Source organism: Sphingobacterium sp. R2, assembly GCF_040760075.1.
Classification (GTDB): Bacteria; Bacteroidota; Bacteroidia; order Sphingobacteriales; family Sphingobacteriaceae; genus Sphingobacterium.
Window position 1 is genome coordinate 2480506 of record NZ_CP142884.1, and the last position, 26366, is coordinate 2506871.

Consider the following 26366-nt stretch of genomic DNA (forward strand, 5'->3'; position numbering starts at 1 on the left):
TCATTCATTTGAAAACTCGATATCTTTGTAAGATGGACGACTTATTAAAATTAGATAAACAGCTCTGCTTTTCAGTTTACGTGCTGCATAGGGAAATTATGCAGCAATATCGAGCTATTCTTGAAGAGATCGACTTGACCTACCCACAATATATCACCATGATGGCATTATGGGAAAATGATGAGCAAACGGTAAATCAATTAGGTGGTAAACTATTTTTAGATAATGGAACACTTACACCACTGTTGAAACGTCTCGAGGCCAAAGCCTTGCTCACCCGAACACGAAGCAAATCTGATGAGCGTGTGGTAAAAATCAAACTAACGAAGCAAGGATTGCTGCTGAAAGAAAAAGCGAGTTGTATTCCTATGCAGATTTTTCAAACGTTAAACCTTGAGTATGATGATATGATCCAGCTCAAGTCTTTAGCTGATAAAATTGTAAATAATTCGGGTAAACGCTAGAAGTTTTTCATAAAGAATAAGCAAGGACTGGACGAGATATAATTTCGTTCAGTCCTTGCTTATTTTACTATAAGGAGTTCTTGAAAATAGAAATCCCCACTATATATCAACTACCACAGATTTCGAGTGCTCCAAGTTTATTTCCGCTGAAATTGGCTATCTAGCTTAAATGGCTATAAACCTGCTGTATGCCTATAAGATATTTCTCAATTTAATATATTGCAGCAACATAATAGTTTTTCCATCTTTGATTTCTCCTGTTTCAATCATGTTTAAAGCATCCTGAATTTTGATTTCAAGGATCTCTATATGCTCCTCTTCTTCTTCAAGTCCACCTCCATCGCTAACTTTCATATTGGTTGTATATTCTGCTATAAAAAAATGCAATATCTCGGTTACTGACCCGGGGGACATGTAGGCCTCAAATATCTTTTGTGCTTCCTTGATCTGGTAGCCCGTTTCTTCTTTTGTTTCTCTACGGATGCAATCTTGCGGTGAATCTTGGTCAAGTAATCCTGCGCATGCTTCTATCAGCATACCCGATTCGTTGCCGTTGATGTAAGTTGGTATTCGAAATTGTCTGGTCAATATTACGGTCTGGGAACTGATGTTATAAAGCAAAATAACCGCGCCATTACCACGGTCATAAGCTTCCCTACTTTGTTGCTGTACTGTACCGTCGGGTTTGCTGTATTGATAGGTTACTTTCTTTAGCGTGTACCAATTATCTGATAATATCTCGGTTTTTATAATTTCAATATCTTTTATTGCCATTTTTAGTGTGTTAAAGTCAAATAGTAAAAATAAAGATTGCAATCCATATGAAGTAGGGAAAACTAAAGATGCTTTGATATCTTTCGTTGGTTTCTATGGCGCTATTTGATGGACTTTATTTGAGACCATTTTCCAATACCTGTTTATCGATCGTGAACTCACGATAGCCAAATGCACCAGACTTGTAGCCAATAACGGCACCGAACTCAATTTTTTTTTAGGAAGATATCTTTGGGAATACGGAAGAGCGGTATACATTAGCGGAAGCTAAAGGTTTTTCAAAGACCCGAAAGTGTATGCCATCCTTTGAATATGCTAGGTAATTCATATCTGAGGTGAATCGGTCTACATTTCCGATTGCCAGACATAAGAAATAATATCCATCGATATAAGAGCCTTGTAAATGCCAAGTTGAATATCCCTTACTAAACTCGAGCCAAGGTTTGTTGATAAATTCAATCTTTTTGCTATTCCGATAAGTGGTAAAGTCTAATCCATTTGTAGAAACACGCGATAGGATATTCGTTATAATAGGAGTTTTATAACTCGGCATGAAATCTACTTCGTAGCTTGTTGTTACATTGGCGGAATTTTTTACAAAGGTTGGAGATAGGATGTGGTTGTCTTGAAAGGCTGCGGGTTCATTACTATTATAAACGAGTTCCAGGGGAGTCCAGTCAATCCCATTTTTCGATGTTTGCCTTACAATAACACGTTCAGCTTCTTCGTTTAATTTCCTATTATTATTGTCTCTTTTTGCGCCCCATCTTTTCAGAATTTTGCTGGAGAAAAAGCATCCCCTATAATAGAGCTCAAATTCCTTTCCGTTGAAATTCCAATCAACATCAGACCAATAGCCTTGATTTGGACTACCATCTTTTTGGATGAAAGACTCCTCTAATGGTGGTCGGCGTTGAATAGGATTGATCATCCCAGCTGGTGTAATCCATTCTTTTCCGTCGTTGGATGCAACTATATTCGGGTTTTCGTAAAGTGAGGCTGTTCTGTCTGAGCCTATGATTCCGAAATAAGGCGTGAATACCATCCAATATTTATATCCGTTGAAACCCTTTGGAAAATACTCCACATCGGGATGGCAATAACTCGCGTTATTTCCAGAAATATCGCGTACCAAAGATGGTCGCTCTTCACCAGGTTCATTTGCATTGGCAATTGCATTAATTTTTATAGTAGCAATATCATTTGTAAAACCTGCTGGGACTGGTAGTTTATCTCTTTCTGTGATCTCAGGATCGGGCGGTACAATACCTGGGTGAATATCTCTCTTACAACTAACAAATAATGTTAGGCCCAAGAAGAAATAGGCAATTCTTTGAAACGACATAGAGAGTTCTTAAAAATAAATATCGACGGTTAATATGTTATGGCCTTACGGTTCCTTTAAATTGCAGGAACTAAAAGCAAAAGTGATTTATTTTTTTTATTTCTCAAAATCAATCTGAAAATATTATTCTATGTTTCAATTGTCTCTTATCCTCCACTTCAAAGCTGGTATCTCTTTCTTACTGCTGCTAATACTTTTCTATAATATGTAGTTTTATCGGCTTCGTCAATTACAATAATCTCGACATCATTTGCCTGAAGTAACTGCATCTTATCCTTGGAAAGCGAATACCATTTTTTTGTTGTATAATAAAACAATTGATTTTTAATAAAGCTACTTCGTTTGTAATACTTATTGCGCGCACGATACGTTAATAGCCACCAAAGATCGATTTCAACAAGATCTAGAGAAAGGCCAAAGATGTGGATATCTTGCGTAAAAAATAGATCAATCCACGATTGTAGCTCGGTTCTTTTTTTCTGATTCAACCTTTTCATCAAGGAATCTTTGTAGACAGTTTCTGAACTGTAATTTGTTCCATTAACGACATAATCCCTCATTTTTTGCAATTGACCACAATAATGCTCATAACCGAGATTAATGGAAGAGGGATTTAGACAGTCACCATGAATATGCCAATAGGTTTTATGCTCACTTTCATGCCTGCGAAAGATGCTGTAGGTTGTTTCGCGGATTAAACCAGTATTACGTGTGCTGGTTTGACCTTCTAAACTAAAATCATAATTTGTGGTTATGATGTTTTTTATTGGTATCTCCCGAATTAACTGGTGTATTTCGTTTTGCTTGATTTTCGACACACAATCGGAGATATAACTTTTAAGTTCCCTCTCGTTAATGTGCTGTTTTTTGATAGCGCCAAGGAATATTTCCTCATATAACATGGGGAAGGGTTTGAGTCCATTTTCTAATGAACTGACCTTATATTTCTCTTTAATATTAGTTAATAAATCGCTCCAGCTGATCCCGGGTGAGATATTATTGATGTCGTTCCCAACTAGTAAAGTAAACTTATTCATCATCATATAAATCAAGCGCCATCCACGTATAACCTTGAAGACGATGCCTAATATTCGTATAATTTGTTGTTTGATCACCTGTAGCATACAGGTCAATCCAATACTAAAATAATAAATTAAATCCTGAAGGAATATAATGTACGTTTTTTTAAGAGCGGATCTTGTAGGCTTTTAGTCTGGAGACCTTAACATATTTCTATTCATTAACTGGTAATAATTGTCTGCTAGTGCTTTTAGTTGAGCTTTCTTGCATAGTGTTTTCATCGAGAGTCATGCTTTAATTAGCACGATATAGGTTATGGAATAGTAACTGAATGTAATTAGCGGGACTGGAGTTATTCTGCTGATGATTATTAAAAAAAAGGCTAGGCGAACCAACTTCCTAGCCTTCACGGTATAACTCATCCTATGCTATAACAAACAAATAACAAAGGACAGAAGGAAATGTTTGATGGCCAGATAAAATCCTCGTTATGAAACGCTAACGATGTGATCATTTTTGAATGAACATTAATGTTGAGGTGTTTTTCCTAAATAGTCGGTAAGTGGAACGTACCGACTACATTAATCTGTTATTCCGTGTTTTAATAGCTGACTGCCTTTAAATTTGTAGTGTAGAGAAAGCTAAAATGCTTTCATTGATCACATTTGATTCGATGCTTATGAAAGCTCGGAGTAATCTAAATACAAACATAAAAGAACTAATTAATAAGGATAAAAGCTATGGAAATTAAAGAAAACAAGCTGTTAGGTGTTTCATATAGAGATACGCCCAATAAAGGTGGTATTATCAAACCTGTTTATATCATCATGCATTATGATGGTGCGCCCAACTCGACTAGTGCTATAGACTGGTTGACAGATTCGCGAAGTAAAGTGTCTGCGCATCTGCATATAAGTCGTACTGGTGTTGTAACCCAAATGGCCCCGTTTAATGTCAGATGCTGGCATGCAGGTTCTAGTACATGGGCGGGGCTAAAGGGGTTGAATACCTATAGTATAGGTATAGAGTTACAGAATAAAGGTCATGAAATCTATACCGAAAAGCAAATCAGTATTGCGCTTGAAGTGTGTCAGGCACTTATCGGTCACTATCCGATTCGGGATATTTTGGGGCATTCAGATATCGCTCCCGGAAGAAAAGAGGATCCAGGGCGACAGTTTCCCTGGGAGAAATTTAAATCATTAATAAAAGGGGATTGGAATGGACTTACTTGAAATTTTGGAAAAGTTGATTATACCCGTGGCTACTGCTGTTGGAGGATATTTCGTCGGAAAGCCCAAAGAGCAAGCTCAAGTGGAAGCTACAAATGTTGAAAATGCTGGAAAGGTGATCGAGAAATGGGAAGGATATTCGAATAGATTAGCGAAGGATATTGAGCAACTTCGCGCGATTATTGAAGATCTTAATGAAGCATTACGGTTAGCAAATGATGAACGTATTTCGTGCATAAGGACGTTAGCCGATTTGCAAAAAAAATATGACGACCTCATGATACTTTATAATAAATTAAAAATGGAATTAAAGCAGGTCAAAAATGCAAAACATACTACAGGCAATGAATAAGATGTTTGAATCTACATCCCAAGAATAGTCCTTGATTATTGTTTATCAAGGACTATCTATATGGTTTAATAAGAAGAAGACGAATTTTGTCAATAAGTTTAACATATGCTTGAAATAAATCAATAGTCTTTATTGAAACGCGCATCAATAAGGTAATAATTGGCAACCTGCTTGATCTCCATTTTGAAGTCCCGGTAAAGATCAAATTGGTTGCACGCACATATGATGGATTTCTGTAAAATGTCATTATTTATTTTCAAACACGGTCCTAATTCTTTATAAATGGTGCTTTTAACCTTTGTTTTTAAATTAGTTAACTTTTCAGGTTGAAAAATGCGTAAAACAACCGCTATAGCTTTGTAACGATGCTGAATATCGCTATAATTGATATATTCTCCCGTGATTTGTTGAATTGGGATGCCTACGAATTTGCAATAGCAGTCTATCACTTTACTGATTTTAGAAAGATCAGGTTCATAAATCTTATCAATGGATTTTAGTATTTCGGGATGATTTTCCTTTAAGAAACTCATCATAAATGAATAATATAATGTGTTCATGCGTTGTGAGGCTTTTTTACCTGTTAAACCTATTGTTGCTTCTGTTCTTAAAATTTATTTTGATGTGCGATTTATTAACATCTATATATTCGCCGCTAATCAATTATTTTGTTAAACAAAGTTAAACTAAATTGTTAATCATTTGATATTTTTTTTGACAATTTTCTATATTATTGAAAAATAATAAACTTATTTGTTTAATATTAATATTCTGATAATCAGCTATTTTTATTTTTTTTAATTGGCCTGTTTGTTTAGGTTTGACAAGTTGTGTAACTTTGTTTCAGAATGTTATGTTTTTGTGTAACATTTCTTAAGTACAGTATTAACTATGGAGACTTATTCAAATAATAATTTTGAAGTTTTGCGCTTGGAAATGCGTGTCACAAACCGTGAATTTGCGTCGTTATTAGGTGTACGCGAACAGGTATATTCGCGTATTAAAAAAGGTGAGTATCCTATTGGGCTTACGATGAAAACACGAATTCAGACGGCTTTTCCTCATATTCAATATGACTGGCTGTTGTATGGAAAAGGGGATAGGCTAGCAACGGTCGCTCCGGTTCAGTCTGACACTATGGCGATGGTCAGTATGGGAAATGGAAAATCAATAGGGTACTTTTCGGACGATATTAAGTTTATCGATGAAAACAAGAACAATATATTTTTTGAAGTTTCCCCTGGAAGATATTTGATGCAGACAAAACTCGTTACTGAGAAAGCGAAAGCCGGTTATTTATCTGGCTTTTCCGATCCCGAATATATGGACGATTTACCTGCTCATTTTATTACAGTCAATGAGTTTCATAAGGGAGCTTATCGTTCTTTTCAAGTTAGTGGTGATAGTATGACTGATGGTACGGATGCAAGTGTATTGGATGGCGATATTGTTACGGGGCGTTTGATAAAGCCAGAGTTATGGCAATCCAAATTTCATACACATAAATATCGTTATTGGGTAATAGTGCATAAGTTCGAGGGGGTTATTATAAAAGAGATCGCTCATCATGATGTGAACAACGGAATTCTTACGCTTAGATCGCTTAACTCGGATAAAAAAAGATATCCTGATTTTGATGTAAATCTGGATGACGTTGACCAAATTTTCAATGTTGTAGATATTAGCCGCTCTTTATAAGTGCATTAGTTTTTTAGGCGTTTTCTGGATTTTAAGGTGTATGGGCATTTCTATATTTTTTCTTGCTAAAAAATATAGAAATTAAAGCTAATTATATTAGTTTTAATTTCTATATTTGATCTTAAATTGAACGTCTACGGTCATGTTGCTGTGTGCTATTTTGGCGCTTCTAGTATATATACATGCATCCGGATAGACCGTTAGCATAGCAAGGATATCGGTTGCTCATTATTCAAGCCTGTCCGTGGCGTTCAATTCAAATAGAAGACTACTTTTAAGTTCAAGTTGCTTATGTTTTCGATTGATAAAATGAGTTTATCTTTTGAATTATAGCGGCTATCGTTTCTAATTTTTGACAAAACTTACCTCGGTTATTTTATAATTAAAGTTGTCTTTTCCTCGTTCATTTTCTGGCTTCTCTAATTCGCTATAACGTACTGTACCTTTCATTTTAAATGTTGTATGTGAATCTAGATTGATTTTCTCTCCATTGTCGTCAAATACATAAAAGTTCTTTAGCGTATAATTTTTTTGGTCTGCAGGGATATCAAATAATACACTATTCTTTTCTGTGCCTACAGGTAAAATCACATTGATTACTGTAAATTTTTCTGAACTGAAAGCATGAGATTTAACAACAAAATTCATTTCCATCGTTTTCGATTTGCCAGAAGAAAAGGTGAAAGATGGTGCATCAAATTCTCCAACTAACTCAATGGTCTTGTCTTGGTTTTCGTAGCTGGATTCTATAGCTTTTACCGTATCGACAGAGTCGCCATTACAAGATGTAAATAGTGTTAAGCTACAAGATGTTAACAATAATGCTGAAAATAAATGTTTTGTTTTCATGATAAAAATCTATTAATTGAATACATTGTTATTAGTCCGCTTAGCCATACTGAATAGAACTATAGATATTTGATGTAGGAAAGTTTGATGATTCAAGATTGTCAACTCCATTCCTTATAGCTTTAGCTTTCATTCAGTAGGTGCCTCTTTATTATTTTTTATAAAAGTAATGCGTTGATAAATATATCTTAAGGTATGATTTAAATTCGTAAGGAATGAATTTAAATTCGTATCCACAGAATTTTTTTTCGTTTGAAAATGAAGGTACGTGTACATATCGAGTGATGGTTAATCCTCACACATAGTCTATATAGTTTTTGGTTTAGTTAGCTGTTGACAATTATTATTTTGAGGGTTTGTTACAGTGGTTAATAACTTTTGGTTTAAATGCTAGATTGCTATTTTATTGCTGCGCTCTGCATTGATCTGCTAGTTTAGTTTGTTGTCTCTTTATATATTTGGACTATGCCCGACGTTTAAAAGCGTACTTAGCAATTCTCTGGCCGCGGCACTTCCGGCTCGGTTTGCGCCAATAGTGGATGCTGATGGGCCATAACCCACGAGGTGAATTCTGGGCTCTTTAGCTACCATGGTAGCGAGTCTGCCTGTCATTTGGATTCCGCCTTGGACTTCTTTTGGCAGAACGGCATCGAGATGGCTCAATGAGCTTTTGAAGCCCGTATTCCAAAGAATTACATCTGCTTTTTGCTCTTTTCCGTTGTCCCATTTGATTCCCTTTTCTGTTATTTCCTTAAACATCGGAAAACGTTTAAGAACTCCACGCTGTTCCATCTTTTGGATTTCACTAGTATAGGGAAGGCCTGTCACCGCCACTACAGACAAAGGCGGTAGTCCTTGTCTTACACGCTCTTCCACCATCGCAACAGCATGATGACCTGCCATATCATCGAAGGGGCCTTCTCTAAACAAAGGTGGGCGACGTGTAACCCAGGTCGTTGTCGTTATTTGGGAGATTTGGTCCAGTAATTGAATGGCAGAAATGCCGCCTCCAACAACAATCACATGTTTTCCCCTAAAATAGTCTGCAGTTTTAAAATCCTTTGTATGAAGTTGTTCTCCCTGAAATAAAGCTGCGCCGGGATAGTCCGGAATGTATGGGTTTTCCCATGTACCTGTAGCGTTTATAATGCCTAGAGCTGAGAAAAGCTCGTTATTTGTGTCGATGTGAAAACGATTATGGTGTGCATAGACTTTGTCTACTTTAACTGGCCGATATACCTGAAGCGCAAATTTCTTCTCATAAAGCTCAAAATAATGGGGGACGGCAGTGTTTGCTTGGACCTCCGTGTCGCTTGTGGATAGCGTTTCTTCGAACGACATACCAGGCAAATCGTGTATTTTATTAACAGTGCTTAAGGTGAGCGAATCCCAACGGAATTGCCAGGCCCCACCTGGGCTAGGGGCTTCATCTAAGATCATAAAGTCTTTCCCAATTGTAAGTCCCATTCTTTTTAAATGATATGCAGCGGAAAGCCCAGCTTGTCCCGCACCTATTACAGCAATTTTTGTTTTGTGCCGAATATTCTTTATCATGAGTTCAGAAAAGTTAACGCCAGCCGAGTTCGGGCGCGACATATTTCAATATAGCCGAAAGGATATGAATGTTATAGTCTACTCCTAACGTATTTGGAATGGTTAAGAGTAATGTGTCGGCTTCTTGGATGGCTTCATCTTGCGCTAATTCTTTTATAAGTTGATCTGGCTCGGCGGCATAGCTTCTTCCAAAAATCGCCCGTCGATCTGTTTCGATCATTCCTATCTTATCTTTTTTATCCGCCGCCTGCCCGAAATAGTAGTGATCCAAATCGTTGACCAATGCAAAGATGGACCTGCTAACAGATACCCGGGGCTCGCCGGCATGTCCAGCTTCCTTCCACGCCTCTTTGTATAAGCGGATTTGTTCGGCCTGCTGAATATGAAAAGGCTTACCATTTTCATCATATTTTAAGGTAGAGCTTTGAAGATGCATTTTATTTTGCGCAGCCCATACGGCTGTTGAATTGGACGCTGCTCCCCACCACACACGATCCCTTAAGCCATCTGAATAGGGTTCAAGCCTGAGTAGGCCCGGTGGGTTTGGAAACATCGGATAAGGATTCGGCTCAGCAAAACCGATACCGTTAAGTTTTTCCAAAAACGCCAACGCTTTCTGCCTTCCCATATCAGCGTCGGTTTCATTTTCGCCTAGGTTGTAACCAAAATAGCGCCAGCCATCAATTACTTGCTCTGGGGAACCTCTGCTGATTCCCAGCTGCAATCTGCCTCCAGCAATTAAATCTGCAGCGCCTGCATCTTCCACCATATAGAGCGGATTTTCATAGCGCATGTCGATTACACCAGTGCCGATTTCAATGTTAGAGGTTTTGGCTCCAATGGCCGCGAGTAAAGGAAACGGAGATGCCAGCTGATTTGCAAAATGGTGTACGCGAAAATAAGCTCCATCTATGCCTATTTCCTCTGCAGCTACAGCTAAATCTATCGATTGCAGCAAGGTGTCACTTGCTGTCTGCGTACGATATGCGGGATGTTTGGACCAATGTCCAAACGATAAAAAGCCTATTTTTTTCATAATCCACAATGGAATTGCATGTCTATCAAATTTAATAAATGTTGCGGTTATTTTTGGTATGCCTACTGTCGGGGCGGTGTCAATAATCTATCATTTTGATCGAAATGATAGCGGATAAATAGGCTATATACGAAAAATAGTAAATTTGTATATTGTTCAATTATATTGTTTTCATAGTATGGAAATTTCGGATAGATTATTAAAACAAATCGAGTTTATTAAAGAGATTGATAAGATTAAATATATACAGCGAAAAACAAAGCTTTTTCATAGCGACCGGCATGAAAATGATGCTGAGCACAGTTGGCACCTTGCAGTGATGGCGCTAACACTTTTAGAGTACGCAGATGAATCAATAGACCTATTAAAAGTGGTCAAAATGGTGTTGATTCATGATATTGTAGAGATTGATGCTGGCGATACTTTTATCTATGATTTGGAAAGAAATCATACCAACACTGATTTAGAACGCTTGGCAGCAGGGCGGATTTTCGGGATTTTACCAAAAGATCAGGCAGATGAACTGATTACACTCTGGGAGGAGTTTGAGTCGGGACAGACGGAGGAGGCTAAGTTTGCGCGTGCAATGGATCGTTTGGAACCCCTTTTGCAAAACAGTTCCAATAATGGTGGAACTTGGAATGAGCCCGGCGTAAGTTATGAAAAGGTCTTTGCCAAGAAATCTGTCATCAAAGATGGCTCTACTGCGCTTTGGGCATATGCAGAGAAGCTGATTGATGCAGGAGTTGCTCAGGGAATCCTAAAAAAGCAGTAATTCCTTTATTAAATTGACATCGGTAATCCTTTCTGGGAGGCTTTCTGTTGTTTTTACTGCTATCTAGATTTAGCGATAAATTTCGACGTGCTTTTCGAAGTTGCAATGAGCTTGCACTAATTAGGATTATTTTCTATTTGTTTTCTTTTTTCAAACCACTCATCCTTTAAAATTGACATCAGCAGCTTGTCGTGGAATTGGTTATCCCTAAAGCAGGCTTCACGCATTCTACCTTCAAGTTTAAATCCAGCGTTTTCATACGCTTTAATCGCTGCATAATTTGGCTCGGATACGGTAAGCATAATTCTATTAAGTCCTAATGTTTCAAATCCAATAGCGAGAAGTAATTTGGTAACTTGAGATCCTATCCCTTTACCCCAATGTTGACGATCTCCGATGAAAATAAAATATTCTCCGGATCTGTTTGGCTTTGAAATATTACAAATGCCAGCATATCCAATCAATTTATTTGTATCGTTTAAGAAAATTCCACGATTAAAATTTTTTAGATCATTGACAACAGTTAAAAACCAAGCATCGATCTCCCCCTTTGAGTGCATGGATTGGAATACAGAAAGGGAATATTTTATCGAAATGTCATCATTGATCCATTCATAAAATGGTGATACGTCTTGCTGAACAAGGGGTTTTAAGTTAATCATTATATTGAATCTTACAGTGTATTGATGGATTATGTTTGTTTAATAATGTCGCTATTTCGGTGCAAACATAATATAATCATTGTGTAAAGAACTAAGTCTATCGTTTTGAAAATTTATCTAAAAAACTGCTGTGCTACCTATGCTTTAAATCGGTAACGAGAGGGGCTGTCCAAAATTGGGCAGCCCCATTGATATATTGTATTATTTTTTGTCCCACCAGACTTTGGATAGGAAAGAGTCACCATTTGTCATACGTGCTGCAGCCTCTTTTAAATTTGCTGCGTTTAACTCAGTCTCTTCACTGGAATAAATAGCTCTACGCGGTATTTGTCCGTTGGTGGAACCTGGGTTAGGACCGGGGGTTAATCGAGGATATCCCGTACGTCGCCATTCGGCAAAGGCTTCCATGTCCCGGCCAAATAGGTGAATCCATTTTTGTGTCGCTATTTTCTCCATTTTCTGTTCGTCTGTCAAGCTGCTTAGATTGAGCACAGGTTCATATGCAGAGGGGATTGCCGTCATATTGTATGGTGGAAGTGCCAGCGCAGCTTTGACCCCTTCTGTAAAGAACGTTTGGGCATTGGCAGGTGTAGCACCCCAGCCAAGCAGTGCAGCTTCGGCTTTGTAAAAACAGATATCCGAATACGTAAACGCATAGCTTGGGATCGGTGCAAAGGTGAGACTAAACCACGTTGATTTGTTGGCCGTGGAATAGTTGGCACGAATCAACTGTGACAACTGATTATCCGTTAACGCAACGCCAATACCCTGGTATGTTGCTGTACCATTGAAATTGACAGGCTCGGCAAGTAAAGGAAGCCTTGGGTCATTGAATTCTTTGAGCTTGTCAACCAGCGTATTCGCCAAATAACGTAGATCGGCACTTCCGGTAGTCATTTGACGTAAAATCGGGTTCTGGTTTTCAGCCTGAGCATCGTTGTACGTCGGTACTGCGGCATTATCACTGTTGCTGGAGAATAGACCTATTGCAGAAGTCATGGCTTCGGTAACCGTTTTCTGGGCCAAAGAAGGATTGGCGTACCGCATGCGCATGCCGAGCTTTAATTTGAGCGAATTGCCAAATTTTTTCCATTTATCAATACTGCCTTTGTAAAAGAAATCTGAAGAGCCGTAAGACTGGTCGCCGGTCGTAAGCCTTGCCATAGCTGCATCGACCTTTTGAACCAGTGCCGGATAGATCTCTTCTTGTTTGTCAAATTTTGGGGTACGATTAATTTCCTTATTGGATTTTGTGATCTCGGAGTAGGGGATGTCACCAAACAAATCTGTAAGGCGCTGATAGAGGTATGCTTCATAAAGCTCGGCAATAGCCAGTTTACTTCTCCCTTCTGCATTGTCTTCCTTGCCGCTCAATTCCTGTTTGATCTGAACGATATTGCGGAGCAAGGTGTAGTGCTGCGACCAGATCAGATTTTCGGGTCCTTCAAAATATCGAGAAACGGGTACTACCGGTCCCCCAGCCCAATGTTGAATCCAAGAGCCAAACTTGTTGTTGGGTAGTTCCCCAGATTCCTGAAAAGTTCCATCACGTAGAATACGGGCTAAGAGTAAGGAAGGATCTACAGTGGTGACCGATGTTGGTGGTGTATTGATTCGTTCGAAATCTTTGGTACAGGATCCTAGTCCTGCCACAGAAATAAGTCCGACGATGAATGTATTTTTAAATAGTTTCTTTTTCATGATAATAGGTTTACAATCCAACAGTGAGGTTAATACCGAATGTGCGCATCATTGGAAGTGAAGTTGATTCGATACCAATCGAGCTATTGTTTACATTGAAAGCAGAAGCTTCTGGTGAAAATCCATCCGTTTTCCGTTGAAAATAAAATAGGTTACGTCCATAGACGCCCAACTTTAGGGAGTTAACAAGTTTATGTGGCATCAGCTTTTTAGGGAAAGAATAGGAGAGACTGATTTCGCGCATGGCAATATAACTCATATCATTGATCATCTCTTCAGAGACCATAACTTCTTTATCACTGGCTACCATGTTCCAGTAATCTTGCGCGGCAACCTGCTTGCTGTTTTTTGTTCCTGTACTTGTCCAGTTTCCTGATCCATCTTTTTGTCCGACCATCCCCTCGGCAATGTAGGTGCCATCTCGTCCTTCTAGGGTCTTCGTTGAAGTACCATAAATAATCTGTTCGCGGTTCGACTGGGAGAAGATCACGCCGCCCTGACGGATATCGACAAGCGCGTAGAGGTTGAAACCTTTATATTTAACTGTATTGGCAAAACCTCCCAACCAGTCGGGTTGCGCATTTCCAAGATCGGTTTCTACACGTCCGGCTGTGCGCAAAGGGAGTCCAGTGGTAGGGTCGATCAACCTATTTCCTTGCTCATCTTTGATCCAGGCAAACTGTGTCCCAATGAGCTGGCCAAATGGTTTTCCGACTTCTGCAACCACATTTATCCCGCGGTCTGTAGCGAGTAAAAAGCTTTCTACACCGGGATAGAGTGATTCAACTTTATTCCGGTTGCGGTTGTAATTGAAGGTGGTATTCCATTCAAAACCCGATTCGCTTTTGATCGGTGTTGCTCCCAAGACAAATTCGATACCTCTGTTGCTAATTTCTCCAGCGTTGATCCTGTTTTTTACATAGAGACTAGAAGGAGCGATTGGTACGTCCAAAATCTGATTCTTTGTCTTGGCCTGATAGTAGGTGAAGGAGAAAGAAAGTCTGTTTTTTAGGAATCTTAGATCTGCCCCAGCTTCGATAGACGTGGTCAATTCGTTTTTCAAATTCGGATCAGGAATAATTTCGGTATAAGAAGCCATCGGTATACCACCATGGGTATACTGGTTGAGGCTATATGCTCCTGTCAGCTGATAGGGGTTTCCTGAACTACCGGCCTGGGCCCATGAAGCTCTGATTTTGGCGAAAGACAGTGCGTCAGATTGCCATTTGAACGCATCCGATAAGACCAAACTGGAACTTACAGAAGGGTAGAAGAATGAATTGTTCTCCTTTGACAGGGTCGAAGACCAGTCGTTACGGGCAGAGAAATCGACAAACCAATAGTCTTTGTAACTGAACTGGCCCGATAGATAAGCCGAATTAATCTTGGACTCGATCAGGTCAAATATGTAACTATTTGTCGTGGTGTTATTGATTACAAAGAGATTCGGCACAATAAATTGATTACCTGAATTTCCTGTCATTCGCAAATACCGGCTTTGATGGCTGGCCCCTAAGTTGGCACTGAGTTTAATGTCATCGGTCAATTTGAAGTTGGAGCTAGCGAGGACGTCAAAATTGTCTTCGCGCGCTCTGATGACCTCTTCGCGAATATCACCTTTTCGGTTCAAGCTTTGGTAGGTGTTTATTGGACGGTAGCGAAACCGTTGGTCGGTATAGAAGTCCGTACCCCCGGTCGCTGTAACCTTAAGCCAAGGTGCAAAGTCGTAACTCAGACGGAGCAATCCTATGATGCGGTCCCGACGATCTTCATTATGGTTTTCATGAATGGTCCAAAAGGGGTTGGCTGTGGAACTATTGGTGGCATATGTTTTCTCCAATCTTTCCGTCAATCCCGAAAATCCGAGCTGTCTGCTGATCTCCTGTGCGGTCCATTTATACTGTGCCATGATGTCGTTGCCCAGGCTTCGCGGCTGGCTGATAAATAGGTAGGCAGGATTGTCTGCCGCATCGGCCAACGTAGGTCGGTTTTGTCCCTTTTGTGCAATATAGTTCGCCTTGATGTCGATATGAAATTTATCGGTTATTTTGGCTTGCGTGCGCAAACCGAAATTGTTTCTCTTCAGCGTATTCGTTGGGATATAACCCTTAACATCTGTATTGGCAAATGAAAAACGGTAGTTTACTTTGTCGGTTCCGCCATCGATACTGAGGTTGTTGACAAACTGTTTCTCCGTTTGAAAAAACGACGAGTAGGTGTCTGGTTTTGGTGTTAACTGTAAGATGTTGCCATAAGCATCTTCATAAGTCTGGCCTTCCATTTTTGCACCCCAGCTTGCCCGTGTCGTACGGTCACGTCCTGCACTCATTTTAGGCATACCGCTGTAACCATTTTTCAGCGCTTCGCTCATCGAAACAATGGTGCCGTCATCTTTTCTGAAATGTGTAAATGTTCCGTTCAATCCTTGTCCATAGACATTTTGAAAATCAGGTAAGACCAGCCCATTGCCCAATGAAAAATCTGTACCATAGCTGAAACGGGTCTTACCAGCTTTACCAGATTTAGTTGTAATTAAGATAACGCCATTACTTCCTCTTTGTCCATAAAGTGCGGCCGCATTCGGGCCTTTTAATACCGACATCGTTTCGATGTCTTCGGGATTGATGTTTCCGATTCCGTCGCCATAATCGGTTCCCCCAGATTGGTTTGGAGATGAAATATTTTGATTATCAATTGGTACGCCATCAACAACATAGAGCGGCTGGCTATTACCGATAAGTGAGTTGTTACCACGTATCACGACCTTGGATGAACCTCCGGCACCAGATGCCGCACGGCTTACCTGCACGCCGGCAACTTTACCCGATAGGGCATTAGCCACATTGGTTTCCTTACCCTGCGTCAGCTCGTCACCTTTGAGTTCAGCGACCGTATAACCGAGCGCTTTTTTTTCGCGTTTAATACCAAGCGCTGTAACGACAACTTCCTGTAAGTTTTGCGCGCTCGATTCCAAACTGATATTGATCGCTAGTTTGTCTCTGTCGGTAATGGTGTAATCCACCAGTTCTTTGCTCTTAAAACCAATGGAAGATACGCTGATCTGGTAGCCCTGTCCAGCGGGAATCTGGTCCAGTGAAAAGGTTCCGTCTTGTCTGCTGGTTGTTGTTTTTTTCAATCCGCTCGTCACATTACGTAGGGTAACCGTTGCCGAGGGGATGGGCTTTCCTGTTTCATCTTTGATTACTCCGTTAATGGTGGCATTTTGTTGGGCGTTAGCAAGAAGATAGCTTGTTGACAAAAGCCCCATAACGCCAAGACGCAGTGCCCAGTTTACGTCGGCTTGAATGTTGGATCTCAACAATAGCATAGTCAGGATACTATGCTTGGAAGGTAAATAATTGTGCATAATTTGTGGGTTATGTGAGTGAATGTTATTCGGTTTGTACATGAATGGTTATTTTATGCAGTGCTTGGATATCAGCTAGCATGTTGACGTATGCAGATGCTGTATTTTTATACGATCCACTATAGTATTTATCTCGTATATCTTTCGGTTCAACGCTTAGTTTAAGGCCATAATTATGACTGATGATGTGAAGTACATCTTGCAATGGGAGGTTTTTAAAGATCAGTTGTCCGCTAGTTTTTAAGAATGACCCCCTTTTGCTGGATGGAGAAGTATTGACTCGGGTTTCGGCAATGATCTGTTGTAGCTTACGATCAATGCTGATTTCTTCGTTGGGTTGAAATTGTAGATGTAGGGCCTGTTTGTTTTCAGCATGCTGATTGCTTTTGACTTCAATACGGCCTTCATAGAGTTTTATTTTTGTAACTGCGCTACCTCCTTCTTCCACACTGAAAACAGTGCCAAGTGCGGTTGTTATCAAATCTGCCGTATGAACGTGAAAAGGCTTTGTCTTATCCTTTGCTACCGTAAATTTGGCTTTACCCTTTAATTGGATGTTACGTGCGCTAATGGATGTGAAATCTGAACTGAATTTTACTTCGGAATTGGGGTATAGATCGATCGTAGAACCGTCTGGAACGGAAACTTGTTGAATGGTATTACCTGAATTGATATAATATAAATTACTTGGTTGCTCCTGTGATGTGGGCTGGACTTTCTTTGCGCTACGGTATGTGGTGGTATGTTTAGTAGAGTCGATTTGGATTAATCCCAGCCAAGCTCCGATTCCGATGAAGAAGATAATAGCCGCATATTTTAACCAGCCCAAACGATTCTTATTTTTTTGCCCTATTTGTTGGAAAATATGCGCTTTTATTTCCTTTTGGTTTTTAAAATCCGAATCCATCTCATATCCTTGCCATTCCGTTTCCGGCATAAAATCCTCCCAATAAAACTCGTTATTGGCCAGCGCATTTTCTACTGCGGCAATTTCTTCCGCACTGGCTTTACCGCTTAGGTATTTGTCGATGAGTGTTTTTGTAATCTTCATGTATAAAGATTACGATCGAAAATGAGCTAGCCCCCAAAGAAATTAAAAAATAATTTGCACCAGCATACTGAACAGTAAAGCCTTTCGAATGGTTTTTAGTGCTAGTGTCAGTTGGTTCTCCACAGTTTTCGTCGATATGGTCAGCTTGTTCGCAATTTCCTTATGCGAAAGATTAGAAAACCGGCTTAACATAAAAATCTCCTTGCGTTTCTCCGGTAGTTTATCAACAATTTCATGAAGTGTGGATGTAAGCTGTTTGGCATAAAAATCATCCTGAGGGCTATGGCGCAACACTAAAGTCTGATCGTGATCCAGAAGTTTCTTTCGGTTATACTCTGCCTTGACCAGATCGATCACCACTGTTCGGGTGATACAGAAAATCTGGGATTCTATGGTGGCATCGATCGTTTTATCTCGCATATTTTTCCAGAGCTTGATAAATACACGTTGTACAGTTTCTTCCGCTAGATAAGAAGATTTGGTTTTATGGACGGCATATTGGTATACTTTGGAACTCCATAAGTCAAAGTAATCTTCAAATCTTCGGACATTAAGCGCATGATTGATTTCCATAGTGTAGGCTTGGGATAAATGAATTTAGCGATAATGGGCTTTCGATCCAAGTTTTTTCAGAAATATTTTGCCGGCGATCTTACCTTTTAAAACTGAAAACTACTGATAACCTAAAGTTTACAAAATCGTGCGTCATTGTATCTATGAGTAAGATGTTATGCCAGCTAAACTTGTCTTAAAAATGATATAAATACTCTAATACGGTATTTATACCTCTTATTAGGAATTTGATACGGATGTTGAGGATGCGAAAGTGGGATGGCATAAAGTTTGAATTTTACCCTGTTATAATAAAATAGAATATTTACAATAACACATTTGACGTATGAAAAAATTAATTCAAACATTGGGACTAGGTATGCTTATTTTAACTGTATTAGTGGGTTTTACGGCATGTAGCAAAGATGATGATCCGGCAGACAATGATCTTTTTATTGGGAAATACGAAGGTACAATCTCTTTTGATGATTTAAACAACAATGATAATGATGTTGCAGCGGCAGAAGGGACAGTTACGGTAACAAAAGCCGGCGATACCTATAATTTTGCTTTCGGAAATGGTATTCCTAATCTTAATGGGGTAGATTTTGAGAAAAAGAATAATGTCTTAATCAATATTGGTTCGGCTGGTACGGGAGTTATTCGTATTGATGCTGGAAAATTAACAATTGGCTACACAAAAGACGGAAAAGCTTGGACCGCTAATTGTAACCGAAAATAATAATAGCAAGACAAAGAAGTGCTGGTATAACGATTAAGATTAAAAAAAATCAAAACGATTATTTGATTATAACTGTTCTATTAATAACTAATGAAAGGAGAATAATTATGAGTGATTTAACATGGAAAGGCCGTTGGAATGAGATCAAAGGCAAGGTAAAACAACAATACGCAGACCTTACAGATGATGATCTGATGTATGCAGAAGGCAAAGAAGACGAGTTATTAGGTAAGCTTCAAAAGAAGACCGGAAAAACACAAGACGAAGTCAATACTTGGTTAAATGACTTATAGGGTTAATATTGTGTAATAGTAAAATTCCCCACAGATGTAGAATCTGTTGGGGAATTTTTTTTATGCTCATTAAGACAGGTAGAAGCTTATCTGTTTTTTAGCTTTTTAATTTTTAATTTACCGAGCGTATTATTGTTTTTAATGGTTTTTAATTCAGGTTTTTAACTGTCATTTTTTATTGAAGTTGAAACGTCTAGCGATGCTGAATCCCCAGCGGAATTGTCCCTTAGCCCAAGAGCTATTTGTTTCGCTGATAAACTGAGATTCTTGAATTGCCGTCGCATTTGTGAAATTTAGATGGAATATATGTCCACCAGTATCCATTTCAATACCTATCCCTAAGGCATTATAGTAACGCTGCCCACTTAAATCTTCACGGTATTTTTTATTTGATGATTTTCGGAAAGGTAATGTATAGTCCGCCACTAATGCGACCCGATTGCTGACTTTCGCCCGTCCACCAATTCCAAGTGCAAACAAATCATTTTGATCATTATGTGCGGTATAGTTGCGGTGAAGATAGGACGGTACCAAAACGAGCGATAGATTTGAACTGAATTTTCGAGCAATAATGAGTTGCGTTACATAACTTAATCGGTCACTGAAGGTATCAAAGCTTGCAGCCGAAGCTTTATCAGTACTTGCCTCCATTGCAGATAGGGTAGTGCTTGCAAAAAGAGCTACGGAAATAGGGACACTATTATCTACTGTTTGGTCGATAAATCGGTATTTCAGATTGCCCTCAAAGAGTTGTCTAACGTCGGTCGCACCCTTCGCGCGGGCAATTCCGATATTTAGATTATCTAAGAGGCCATAATCAAATCCTATACGGATGTCTGTAGAATTATCCAGACCAAAGAAATTTTTCCCACCGCCTGCACTGCCCGCGATATCACCAAAACGGTGATCTACTCGAAAGTCCATCTCATTTCGATGAATAGTCTCTGTAGTTTTAAGATTGATCAGGTTGCCGGATTTAAAGGTTGCTGTGACCTTTTCATTTTTCGGTGTATCGATATGAATCAATTTCTCAAGGTCTTCCTGGGCATATGATGTTGCAGAAGTTAAGCACAAGAGTATAAGTAGCGTTTTTTTCATTTGAAATGCAATCGAATTTTTAGGGTTTGTAGGTCGCATCAATGGTTATTTTGACGACTTCAGCAATCTTTTTTCCAACGATCGATGGAATTGTTATTTTGTGATCTGCAAGTCTTACTTGAAAATTTGAAATAGCCCTTATTGTTCCATTTTTTACGGTACACTCGACCTTTGTGCTGTAGGATTTGGTAACTCCATGAACCTGAAGTGTTCCTGTTACGTTAAGCGTATAATTACCGTCTTTTGTTAATTTGTCCGCATTTTCGACTTTGCCTTTAAATTCTGATAGGGGATATTTGTCACTTTCCATGTAGTTTTCATTGAAATGCTCCTGCATCAGCTTTTTGTCAAATTGAAAAGATGTATTTTTTACTCTAAAAATGATGTCTCCGGTTTGAAGGTTTATAGCCGAAGCGCCTAATGTACTTTTAGCTTCAATGTTCTCTAAAGGGGCGCTACTAAAAAAGGTAATGCTGTTTTCTTTTGAAACAAGGTAGGTCTTTTGTTGAGCAAATGTCCCCACGCTGATAAGCATCATGAAGAGCACCATGTAAATGTTAATTTTTTTCATATTGATATCATTAATTTTCAGGTGAATTTCTCTTTATCCATGCATCAAGCAGTTCTATTTCTTTTGCAGTTAGCGCCCCGCCTATCGGCATGGATTTGGTGACCAGTACAGCGTTGTTAATTCTTGCGATGTTGTCTTTTACGGAAGTATAGCCATTAAATGTCCATCGTCCGCTAGCCGAACGTCCTGTTCCGTGGCATGAACTACATTTGCTTTCGAAAAGAGCTTTAGAAAAATTCGTATACGATACATTCTCGGCTGTCACCGTTTCAGTACCGTTATCTGGATTGGTCGTAAGTTCCTGCGCCTGCTTTTTCGTACAGGCGGAGAAAGTGAGAGCCGATATGGTTAAGAGCGAAATGACGAAGTGATGATATGCTATGAGGCAAGGAATTGCTGTTTTGTGTGTTTTTGCCATATGTTTGAATCGTTAGTATAGATTTAGTTTGCAGGAGCAACGGTTGTATCGTCATTTACGATCGGCCAAACACCAACACGTGGGAAACTTATTCCTTTATTGTCTCCATGTTGTATATCCTGACCGAAGTAATATAAGGGCCATCCTTTGAAAGTCAACTGTTTCTTTCCATAGACGCTAATTACGGCGATATCAGTTGTACGAATAAGCGAAGGAAGGGCTCCTGTTTCTTTTTGAAAAATTGGCCAGATCGGATCATTGCTGAAATCTGCGGCAGTATAATTGTTTTTATTAAATTTATCAGGCTTAAAGGCATACAGTGTTCTACCTGTATCATCTGTTAGATACATTGTTTTTGCTATTCCTTCGGTATAATCACCTAAATAGTTTTTACCGTCGTGTCCGATGAGTTGGGCATTGGCAACCATAAGTAAATAGTCGGGTTTGGCTACATACCATATTTTATTTATAGCATCCCCTTTCACCTGACCAGATTGACCATCGCCTGCATAGTAATAAAGCGGCCAGCCTTTAAATGTACTTTGCTTGGAACCATCTTCGCGTGTGATTTCACCCATCAGGCTTTTATCAATTTTTACATCCGTACTTGTTTCGTTACTGTGGTAAACTGGCCAAGTTGCCAAACAATTGCCATTACAGGTAGAGATTCCTTTTGTATCATTGGAGAAAAAGTACAGTGTTCTACTGTTTGCATCGGTCAGGATATTACCAAACTGGGTATTGGCAGATATTTGTATACCCCTATTTTTATTTTCTACATTGTCAGGAGCTGCATCGTTTTTTGAACATGCAGAAAACATTGTTAAGGTCAATAGACCGAGAAAGACTAGCTTTACGTGTTTTTTTGTTACTTTCATATGAGTGCCTTTTTTTAAATAATCTGTTGATATTACGATCATTTCAAAAGAAAGGTTGCTTTGAAATTGATTCAAAAAAAATATTTTTTGCAGGCAACCTTTCTTATAATCCGTTCGTATTAGACTTAATACTATATTTATCAAAAGAAAGAAGCAATATCGAGTGGCGATAACAGAAGTTGACGAAAAATCTATCCATATTATTAAAGGATGTATTGATGAGGACCGGAGAGCTCAGAAAGATCTTTATACCATTTACTATGCGATGTCTTTAGGTATATGTCTGCGCTACGCTAATAACAGAGAAGATGCACTAAGTATTTTAAATGAAGGTTTTTTTAAGGTTTTTAAAAATATTGGTAAATATGATTTTCAGAAGCCTTTTTCCATATGGATCAAAAAAATCATGACGAATACTGCAATTGATTTTTACCGCGCAAAGATTAAACAGGGCTTCCTACTTGATGTATCCTTGTATGAGCACGCTATTGTGGAAGATGATAGCATTACTCAAAAGTTAAACTATGAAGACCTATTGGCGATGGTACAGCAGCTTCCACCGGCGTACAGAACGGTGTTCAACCTCTACGCAATAGATGGTTATGGACATGAGGAAATTAGTGGCATGCTGGGTATTGCTATTGGAACATCAAAATCTAATTTACATAAAGCACGCGGGCGACTTGTACAAATAATGGAAGTTCAAGGGGTAAAATTTGGTAAAACTCAAAAGAAAGCATGATGGAAAAGGATAAAAATAAGATTGATGAAATTTTCAAAGACGGCCTAAATGATGTTCATTTTGAGTTTGATGAATCACATTGGCAAAATATAGAATCACGGTTGAATCAGTCAAATCGTTTAAAGAAAAGAAAGATTGTACTTTTAATAACATTAGCGACCACAGTTGCAGCAGTTTTAATAGCTTTTTTTATCTGGAATGACCAATTACTTAAGTCTAACGAAGTGCTGAATGAAATCAAAGAAGCCAATATTTTGTCTGAAAAAGAAGGGCTGGAAAATGGAACTATTCATCGTCAGGAAAATTTGCGACATGAACCTGAACAAGATTTAGGTGGGGTTGCATTTCAGCCGCATACAGGTATGAATAGTGGTTTAGCGGTACCAAGTGAAAATAGAATACTGCAGGATATTCTTTTGATGCAGGTCGCCGATATAAATTTGACAAGGATACAGGATGGAAAACAGGAAACAACATTTACTATTCCTCCTATAGAATATAGTCATCGTAGATTACCTAGTTTCAACTTAAAAGAAGAACCGATTGAAGGGATAGGGGAGCGCTTGGCAGCTATTTATCAACCTAAAGAAACCATAGGTGCCATGAGGAAGGAAGAGGAGCGGTCGGTTGTTAGTTTCCTCGTTGGGCCAGATCTTACAAGCGTACGTGGAGCAGGGAAATCTTCCCTTAGTGAAAATGTCGGCTTGGCTTATTCCTATCCGCTCGCAAAAGGATTTCATGTTTCTGTGGGAGCGACTTATGCTAAGAAGAATTATAAATCAGCATATAAGTTTTATACACCATCAAATCCACCGGAGATGGCTCAGTTGCCCAGCAATGTAAGTGCCGTTTGTGATGTTCTTGATGTTCCCTTGACAGCAAGTTACACCGTACTTAAAAGTAAAAACGTCAAATTTAATGTGAGCGCAGGGCTTTCAAGTTATTTTATGCTGAAGGAAAAGTACACTTTCGATTATGAAGGCGGTGGGAGCTATAGCGGATCTCAAAACAGTGCCGTCTATGAAGTGAATGGCGAGAACCAGCATATCTTTGGTGTCGCGGATTTTTCGGTTTCTATTGAGAAGAAAATCAACGATAAAATTAATATCGGCGTGAAACCATTTGTTAAAATGCCTTTGACGGGAATTGGGTATGGAAATGTGGATCTAGAATCTAAAGGGGTAGCATTTACTCTAGGAATGAGTTTGTAATCTAATTGGGAATTCGAAAAGCTAAATCGTGTTTGTGTCATCGTATTATTACATAAATACGAATATATCCCTCTTTTTGACTCAATATCCCCCTTGTCTAGATAGAAAAAGGGGGATATTTTTGTTTGCGAATAATCAATAACTATTCGCTCAAAGAGACTTAAAATAAATCATGAAAACACCTATATCTGTCTGTCTTATTCTGCTTTTAAGCTGTTTTGCCGCATATAGCCAAAAACCCATCCCAAAGGAGTATAACTTAGTCTGGTCGGATGAGTTCGATTATCAAGGCACGCTAGATACAACCAAGTGGAGCTACGAAGAAGGTTTCAAACGTAACCGCGAAGAACAATGGTATCAAAAGGAAAATGCTTTCTGTCGTAATGGCCTATTGATTATTGAAGCAAAAAAAGAACATCGCGAGCATCTGGGTTTTATTCAAGGCAGTAAAGATTGGATTAACAGCAGAAAGCAGATAAGGTATACTTCGGCTTCAATAAATACGTTAGGAAAGCAAAGCTGGAAATACGGAATCTTTGAAATCCGGGCACGTATACCTGTTGGGGACGGTCTTTGGCCTGCTTTCTGGACTTTAGGGACGACCAAAGAATGGCCATCGAATGGAGAAATCGACATCATGGAATATTACCGCGGCAATATATTGGCCAATATCGCAACGGGTACTGAGCAACGCTGGAAAGCCCATTGGTTCGGTCATACCAGGGCAGTTAAAGATCTTGGTGGAAAAGCTTGGGCTGATCAGTTTCATATTTGGCGAATGATTTGGGATGAAGATGCTATTGCCCTGTATGTGGACGATATTGAGATGCTTCGCGTTGCGATGGACCAATTGGTTAATCGGGATGGTACAGGCTTCAATCCATTTACCCAACCGCATTACTTACTGTTAAATTTGGCACTTGGCGGTACAAATGGTGGCGCGATAGATCATAAATTACTTCCCGCAAAATATGAAATTGATTATGTACGGGTCTATCAAAAAGTGAAACCGGCTCAGGTGAGTAGTTTCAAGCCAGGTGAAAGATGGACAGACGACAGCGGTGATGTGATCAATGCACATGGCGGGGGCGTACTTCATCAGAATGGAACATACTATTGGTATGGAGAGAAACGTGGTGGCACGGCATCTCAGGGAGTCAATGTGTATTCGTCCAATGACTTGCACCACTGGAAGTTTGAAGGATTGGCGCTAGCACCGAGCGCAGATTCTACAAGTGATATTGCTTGGGGCTGTATTATGGAAAGACCAAAAGTTATCTATCAGGAGCAACTGAAAAAATATGTCATGTGGTTCCATCTCGAATTGAAAGGTCAGGGCTATGCTGCGGCCAGGGCCGCTGTTGCAGTAAGTGATTCTCCTCGCGGGCCGTTTCAGTTTGTCCATAGTTTCAGGCCAAATAACAATATGTCACGCGATATGAGTTTATTTGTGGATACCGATGGGAAGGCGTACCAAGTGTATTCATCCGACGAAAATTATGCTTTACGCATGGTACAGTTAACGGATGATTACCTCCATGTAACAGCGAAGGATTCTTTACTCTTTCGGAATCATAGGGAGGCTCCAGCATTATTCAAATACAAGGATAAGTATTACCTGATCACCAGCGGATGCACGGGTTGGGCACCGAATCGTGCCGAGCTGCATGTCGCCAAGAATCTTTTTGGTCCTTGGAAATCACTCGGTGATCCGATGCGGGGGCCAAATTCAGCCTTGACTTTTGACGGTCAGTCGACATTTGTACTTCCCGTAGCGGGAAAAGAGAATTCCTTTATTTTTATGGCCGACCGATGGAATCCCAAAGAGCTGATGGATAGCAGGTATATCTGGCTACCTATTGATCTTGGGAATGAAGAAGTACAGATAAATTGGAGAGACCAGTGGGATTTAAATGTATTTCATTAGTTTGACGCATCAATCTATTCAAGTTCGATTAGGCCAGACTAATCTACCGTTTCG

26 protein-coding genes are annotated in these 26366 nt (G+C 39.3%); 10 read left to right on the forward strand and 16 right to left on the reverse strand.

All coding sequences use genetic code 11. The features are described from left to right. The first annotated feature begins 32 nt into the window (after positions 1-32). Complete coding sequence (locus tag VXM68_RS10350; RefSeq protein ID WP_367211192.1) at positions 33-464, forward strand: MarR family winged helix-turn-helix transcriptional regulator; 432 nt, start codon at positions 33-35, stop codon at positions 462-464. A 192-nt stretch (positions 465-656) separates the two neighbouring features. Here VXM68_RS10350 and nudK read toward each other — a convergent pair whose 3' ends face one another. The 3 genes from nudK to VXM68_RS10365 form a co-directional block, all read right to left on the reverse strand. Further along, positions 657-1238 (reverse strand): GDP-mannose pyrophosphatase NudK, encoded by a 582-nt coding sequence (gene nudK / locus VXM68_RS10355; RefSeq protein WP_367211193.1) that lies wholly within the window; start codon positions 1236-1238, stop codon positions 657-659. 217 nt (positions 1239-1455) lie between these two features. Beyond that, the gene (locus VXM68_RS10360; protein ID WP_367211194.1) at positions 1456-2583 is read right to left on the reverse strand and encodes a hypothetical protein; all 1128 of its coding nucleotides are present in this window, start codon (positions 2581-2583) and stop codon (positions 1456-1458) included. Positions 2584-2741: 158 nt separating this feature from the next. Further along, positions 2742-3707: an SIR2 family protein gene (locus tag VXM68_RS10365; RefSeq protein WP_367211195.1), complete on the reverse strand. Its 966-nt coding sequence runs from the start codon at positions 3705-3707 to the stop codon at positions 2742-2744. A gap of 636 nt (positions 3708-4343) precedes the next feature. On the opposite strand from VXM68_RS10365, the gene VXM68_RS10370 reads away from it, so the two are divergent. Further along, a complete protein-coding gene (locus tag VXM68_RS10370) occupies positions 4344-4838 on the forward strand; it encodes an N-acetylmuramoyl-L-alanine amidase (protein WP_293936995.1) in 495 nt (164 codons plus the stop codon). Beyond that, a complete protein-coding gene (locus VXM68_RS10375) occupies positions 4825-5187 on the forward strand; it encodes a hypothetical protein (RefSeq protein ID WP_312332131.1) in 363 nt (120 codons plus the stop codon). Before VXM68_RS10370 ends, VXM68_RS10375 begins: the two co-directional genes overlap by 14 nt. Before the next feature lie 119 nt (positions 5188-5306). On the opposite strand, the gene VXM68_RS10380 is transcribed toward VXM68_RS10375, so the two are convergent. Continuing rightward, positions 5307-5747: a hypothetical protein gene (locus tag VXM68_RS10380; RefSeq protein ID WP_367211196.1), complete on the reverse strand. Its 441-nt coding sequence runs from the start codon at positions 5745-5747 to the stop codon at positions 5307-5309. 331 nt (positions 5748-6078) lie between these two features. On the opposite strand from VXM68_RS10380, the gene VXM68_RS10385 reads away from it, so the two are divergent. Further along, positions 6079-6885 carry a hypothetical protein gene (locus tag VXM68_RS10385; RefSeq protein ID WP_367211197.1) on the forward strand — a complete coding sequence of 269 codons (807 nt, stop codon included), beginning with the start codon at positions 6079-6081 and terminating at the stop codon, positions 6883-6885. A gap of 345 nt (positions 6886-7230) precedes the next feature. Here VXM68_RS10385 and VXM68_RS10390 read toward each other — a convergent pair whose 3' ends face one another. The 3 genes from VXM68_RS10390 to VXM68_RS10400 all read right to left on the reverse strand — a co-directional run bounded on the left by VXM68_RS10390 (position 7231) and on the right by VXM68_RS10400 (position 10324). Beyond that, complete coding sequence (locus VXM68_RS10390; RefSeq protein WP_367211198.1) at positions 7231-7734, reverse strand: hypothetical protein; 504 nt, start codon at positions 7732-7734, stop codon at positions 7231-7233. A gap of 450 nt (positions 7735-8184) precedes the next feature. Continuing rightward, the gene (locus VXM68_RS10395) at positions 8185-9288 is read right to left on the reverse strand and encodes an NAD(P)-binding domain-containing protein (protein ID WP_367211199.1); all 1104 of its coding nucleotides are present in this window, start codon (positions 9286-9288) and stop codon (positions 8185-8187) included. Positions 9289-9301: 13 nt separating this feature from the next. Next, a complete protein-coding gene (locus tag VXM68_RS10400) occupies positions 9302-10324 on the reverse strand; it encodes an LLM class flavin-dependent oxidoreductase (RefSeq protein ID WP_293955717.1) in 1023 nt (340 codons plus the stop codon). 178 nt (positions 10325-10502) lie between these two features. On the opposite strand from VXM68_RS10400, the gene VXM68_RS10405 reads away from it, so the two are divergent. Continuing rightward, positions 10503-11099 carry an HD family hydrolase gene (locus VXM68_RS10405; protein ID WP_307187380.1) on the forward strand — a complete coding sequence of 199 codons (597 nt, stop codon included), beginning with the start codon at positions 10503-10505 and terminating at the stop codon, positions 11097-11099. 116 nt (positions 11100-11215) lie between these two features. On the opposite strand, the gene VXM68_RS10410 is transcribed toward VXM68_RS10405, so the two are convergent. The 5 genes from VXM68_RS10410 to VXM68_RS10430 all read right to left on the reverse strand — a co-directional run bounded on the left by VXM68_RS10410 (position 11216) and on the right by VXM68_RS10430 (position 18453). Further along, positions 11216-11761, reverse strand: coding sequence for a GNAT family N-acetyltransferase (locus tag VXM68_RS10410; protein WP_367211200.1), 546 nt, complete (start codon positions 11759-11761; stop codon positions 11216-11218). A gap of 201 nt (positions 11762-11962) precedes the next feature. Beyond that, positions 11963-13462, reverse strand: a complete 1500-nt coding sequence (locus VXM68_RS10415; RefSeq protein ID WP_367211201.1) for a SusD/RagB family nutrient-binding outer membrane lipoprotein — start codon at positions 13460-13462, stop codon at positions 11963-11965. Positions 13463-13472: 10 nt separating this feature from the next. Then, positions 13473-16829, reverse strand: a complete 3357-nt coding sequence (locus VXM68_RS10420) for a SusC/RagA family TonB-linked outer membrane protein (RefSeq protein WP_367211202.1) — start codon at positions 16827-16829, stop codon at positions 13473-13475. Between the two features lie 25 nt (positions 16830-16854). Beyond that, a complete protein-coding gene (locus VXM68_RS10425; RefSeq protein ID WP_294185783.1) occupies positions 16855-17880 on the reverse strand; it encodes a FecR family protein in 1026 nt (341 codons plus the stop codon). A 42-nt stretch (positions 17881-17922) separates the two neighbouring features. Next, a complete protein-coding gene (locus VXM68_RS10430) occupies positions 17923-18453 on the reverse strand; it encodes a sigma-70 family RNA polymerase sigma factor (RefSeq protein ID WP_293955711.1) in 531 nt (176 codons plus the stop codon). 325 nt (positions 18454-18778) lie between these two features. Between VXM68_RS10430 and VXM68_RS10435 the strand changes: the two genes are divergently transcribed. Both VXM68_RS10435 and VXM68_RS10440 read left to right on the forward strand, forming a co-directional pair. After that, positions 18779-19174 (forward strand): hypothetical protein, encoded by a 396-nt coding sequence (locus tag VXM68_RS10435; RefSeq protein ID WP_293955710.1) that lies wholly within the window; start codon positions 18779-18781, stop codon positions 19172-19174. 107 nt (positions 19175-19281) lie between these two features. Continuing rightward, positions 19282-19467: a CsbD family protein gene (locus VXM68_RS10440; protein ID WP_294185784.1), complete on the forward strand. Its 186-nt coding sequence runs from the start codon at positions 19282-19284 to the stop codon at positions 19465-19467. Between the two features lie 168 nt (positions 19468-19635). On the opposite strand, the gene VXM68_RS10445 is transcribed toward VXM68_RS10440, so the two are convergent. Genes VXM68_RS10445 through VXM68_RS10460 form a run of 4 tightly spaced genes read right to left on the reverse strand, consistent with a single transcriptional unit; the run spans position 19636 to position 22432 of the window. Continuing rightward, entirely contained in the window at positions 19636-20565 is a 930-nt protein-coding gene (locus VXM68_RS10445) for a DUF5777 family beta-barrel protein (protein WP_294185785.1), read from the reverse strand. A 19-nt stretch (positions 20566-20584) separates the two neighbouring features. After that, a complete protein-coding gene (locus VXM68_RS10450) occupies positions 20585-21136 on the reverse strand; it encodes a YceI family protein (protein WP_293955708.1) in 552 nt (183 codons plus the stop codon). Between the two features lie 10 nt (positions 21137-21146). After that, entirely contained in the window at positions 21147-21554 is a 408-nt protein-coding gene (locus VXM68_RS10455; RefSeq protein WP_293955707.1) for a cytochrome c, read from the reverse strand. A gap of 23 nt (positions 21555-21577) precedes the next feature. Beyond that, positions 21578-22432 carry a hypothetical protein gene (locus tag VXM68_RS10460; protein WP_293955706.1) on the reverse strand — a complete coding sequence of 285 codons (855 nt, stop codon included), beginning with the start codon at positions 22430-22432 and terminating at the stop codon, positions 21578-21580. Positions 22433-22595: 163 nt separating this feature from the next. Between VXM68_RS10460 and VXM68_RS10465 the strand changes: the two genes are divergently transcribed. From VXM68_RS10465 to VXM68_RS10475, 3 genes are all read left to right on the forward strand, one after another. Beyond that, complete coding sequence (locus VXM68_RS10465) at positions 22596-23174, forward strand: sigma-70 family RNA polymerase sigma factor (protein WP_293955705.1); 579 nt, start codon at positions 22596-22598, stop codon at positions 23172-23174. Continuing rightward, the gene (locus tag VXM68_RS10470; protein WP_294185787.1) at positions 23171-24385 is read left to right on the forward strand and encodes an outer membrane beta-barrel protein; all 1215 of its coding nucleotides are present in this window, start codon (positions 23171-23173) and stop codon (positions 24383-24385) included. Before VXM68_RS10465 ends, VXM68_RS10470 begins: the two co-directional genes overlap by 4 nt. Before the next feature lie 172 nt (positions 24386-24557). After that, positions 24558-26312 carry a family 43 glycosylhydrolase gene (locus VXM68_RS10475; protein WP_367211203.1) on the forward strand — a complete coding sequence of 585 codons (1755 nt, stop codon included), beginning with the start codon at positions 24558-24560 and terminating at the stop codon, positions 26310-26312. Positions 26313-26366 lie beyond the last annotated feature (54 nt).

What these genes read in the sequence shown, in the direction of transcription:
- VXM68_RS10445 (WP_294185785.1), bottom strand. Translation starts at nt 20,565, where the DNA reads ATGAAAAAAACGCTACTTATACTCTTGTGCTTAACTTCTGCAACATCA.
- VXM68_RS10460 (WP_293955706.1), bottom strand. Translation starts at nt 22,432, where the DNA reads ATGAAAGTAACAAAAAAACACGTAAAGCTAGTCTTTCTCGGTCTATTG.
- VXM68_RS10385 (WP_367211197.1), top strand. Translation starts at nt 6,079, where the DNA reads ATGGAGACTTATTCAAATAATAATTTTGAAGTTTTGCGCTTGGAAATG.
- VXM68_RS10475 (WP_367211203.1), top strand. Translation starts at nt 24,558, where the DNA reads ATGAAAACACCTATATCTGTCTGTCTTATTCTGCTTTTAAGCTGTTTT.
- VXM68_RS10425 (WP_294185783.1), bottom strand. Translation starts at nt 17,880, where the DNA reads ATGAAGATTACAAAAACACTCATCGACAAATACCTAAGCGGTAAAGCC.
- VXM68_RS10470 (WP_294185787.1), top strand. Translation starts at nt 23,171, where the DNA reads ATGATGGAAAAGGATAAAAATAAGATTGATGAAATTTTCAAAGACGGC.
- VXM68_RS10455 (WP_293955707.1), bottom strand. Translation starts at nt 21,554, where the DNA reads ATGGCAAAAACACACAAAACAGCAATTCCTTGCCTCATAGCATATCAT.
- VXM68_RS10400 (WP_293955717.1), bottom strand. Translation starts at nt 10,324, where the DNA reads ATGAAAAAAATAGGCTTTTTATCGTTTGGACATTGGTCCAAACATCCC.
- VXM68_RS10390 (WP_367211198.1), bottom strand. Translation starts at nt 7,734, where the DNA reads ATGAAAACAAAACATTTATTTTCAGCATTATTGTTAACATCTTGTAGC.
- VXM68_RS10415 (WP_367211201.1), bottom strand. Translation starts at nt 13,462, where the DNA reads ATGAAAAAGAAACTATTTAAAAATACATTCATCGTCGGACTTATTTCT.
- VXM68_RS10435 (WP_293955710.1), top strand. Translation starts at nt 18,779, where the DNA reads ATGAAAAAATTAATTCAAACATTGGGACTAGGTATGCTTATTTTAACT.
- VXM68_RS10410 (WP_367211200.1), bottom strand. Translation starts at nt 11,761, where the DNA reads ATGATTAACTTAAAACCCCTTGTTCAGCAAGACGTATCACCATTTTAT.
- VXM68_RS10360 (WP_367211194.1), bottom strand. Translation starts at nt 2,583, where the DNA reads ATGTCGTTTCAAAGAATTGCCTATTTCTTCTTGGGCCTAACATTATTT.
- VXM68_RS10420 (WP_367211202.1), bottom strand. Translation starts at nt 16,829, where the DNA reads ATGCACAATTATTTACCTTCCAAGCATAGTATCCTGACTATGCTATTG.
- VXM68_RS10395 (WP_367211199.1), bottom strand. Translation starts at nt 9,288, where the DNA reads ATGATAAAGAATATTCGGCACAAAACAAAAATTGCTGTAATAGGTGCG.
- VXM68_RS10350 (WP_367211192.1), top strand. Translation starts at nt 33, where the DNA reads ATGGACGACTTATTAAAATTAGATAAACAGCTCTGCTTTTCAGTTTAC.
- VXM68_RS10365 (WP_367211195.1), bottom strand. Translation starts at nt 3,707, where the DNA reads ATGCTACAGGTGATCAAACAACAAATTATACGAATATTAGGCATCGTC.
- VXM68_RS10370 (WP_293936995.1), top strand. Translation starts at nt 4,344, where the DNA reads ATGGAAATTAAAGAAAACAAGCTGTTAGGTGTTTCATATAGAGATACG.
- VXM68_RS10405 (WP_307187380.1), top strand. Translation starts at nt 10,503, where the DNA reads ATGGAAATTTCGGATAGATTATTAAAACAAATCGAGTTTATTAAAGAG.
- VXM68_RS10375 (WP_312332131.1), top strand. Translation starts at nt 4,825, where the DNA reads ATGGACTTACTTGAAATTTTGGAAAAGTTGATTATACCCGTGGCTACT.
- VXM68_RS10380 (WP_367211196.1), bottom strand. Translation starts at nt 5,747, where the DNA reads ATGAACACATTATATTATTCATTTATGATGAGTTTCTTAAAGGAAAAT.
- VXM68_RS10440 (WP_294185784.1), top strand. Translation starts at nt 19,282, where the DNA reads ATGAGTGATTTAACATGGAAAGGCCGTTGGAATGAGATCAAAGGCAAG.
- VXM68_RS10450 (WP_293955708.1), bottom strand. Translation starts at nt 21,136, where the DNA reads ATGAAAAAAATTAACATTTACATGGTGCTCTTCATGATGCTTATCAGC.
- nudK (WP_367211193.1), bottom strand. Translation starts at nt 1,238, where the DNA reads ATGGCAATAAAAGATATTGAAATTATAAAAACCGAGATATTATCAGAT.
- VXM68_RS10430 (WP_293955711.1), bottom strand. Translation starts at nt 18,453, where the DNA reads ATGGAAATCAATCATGCGCTTAATGTCCGAAGATTTGAAGATTACTTT.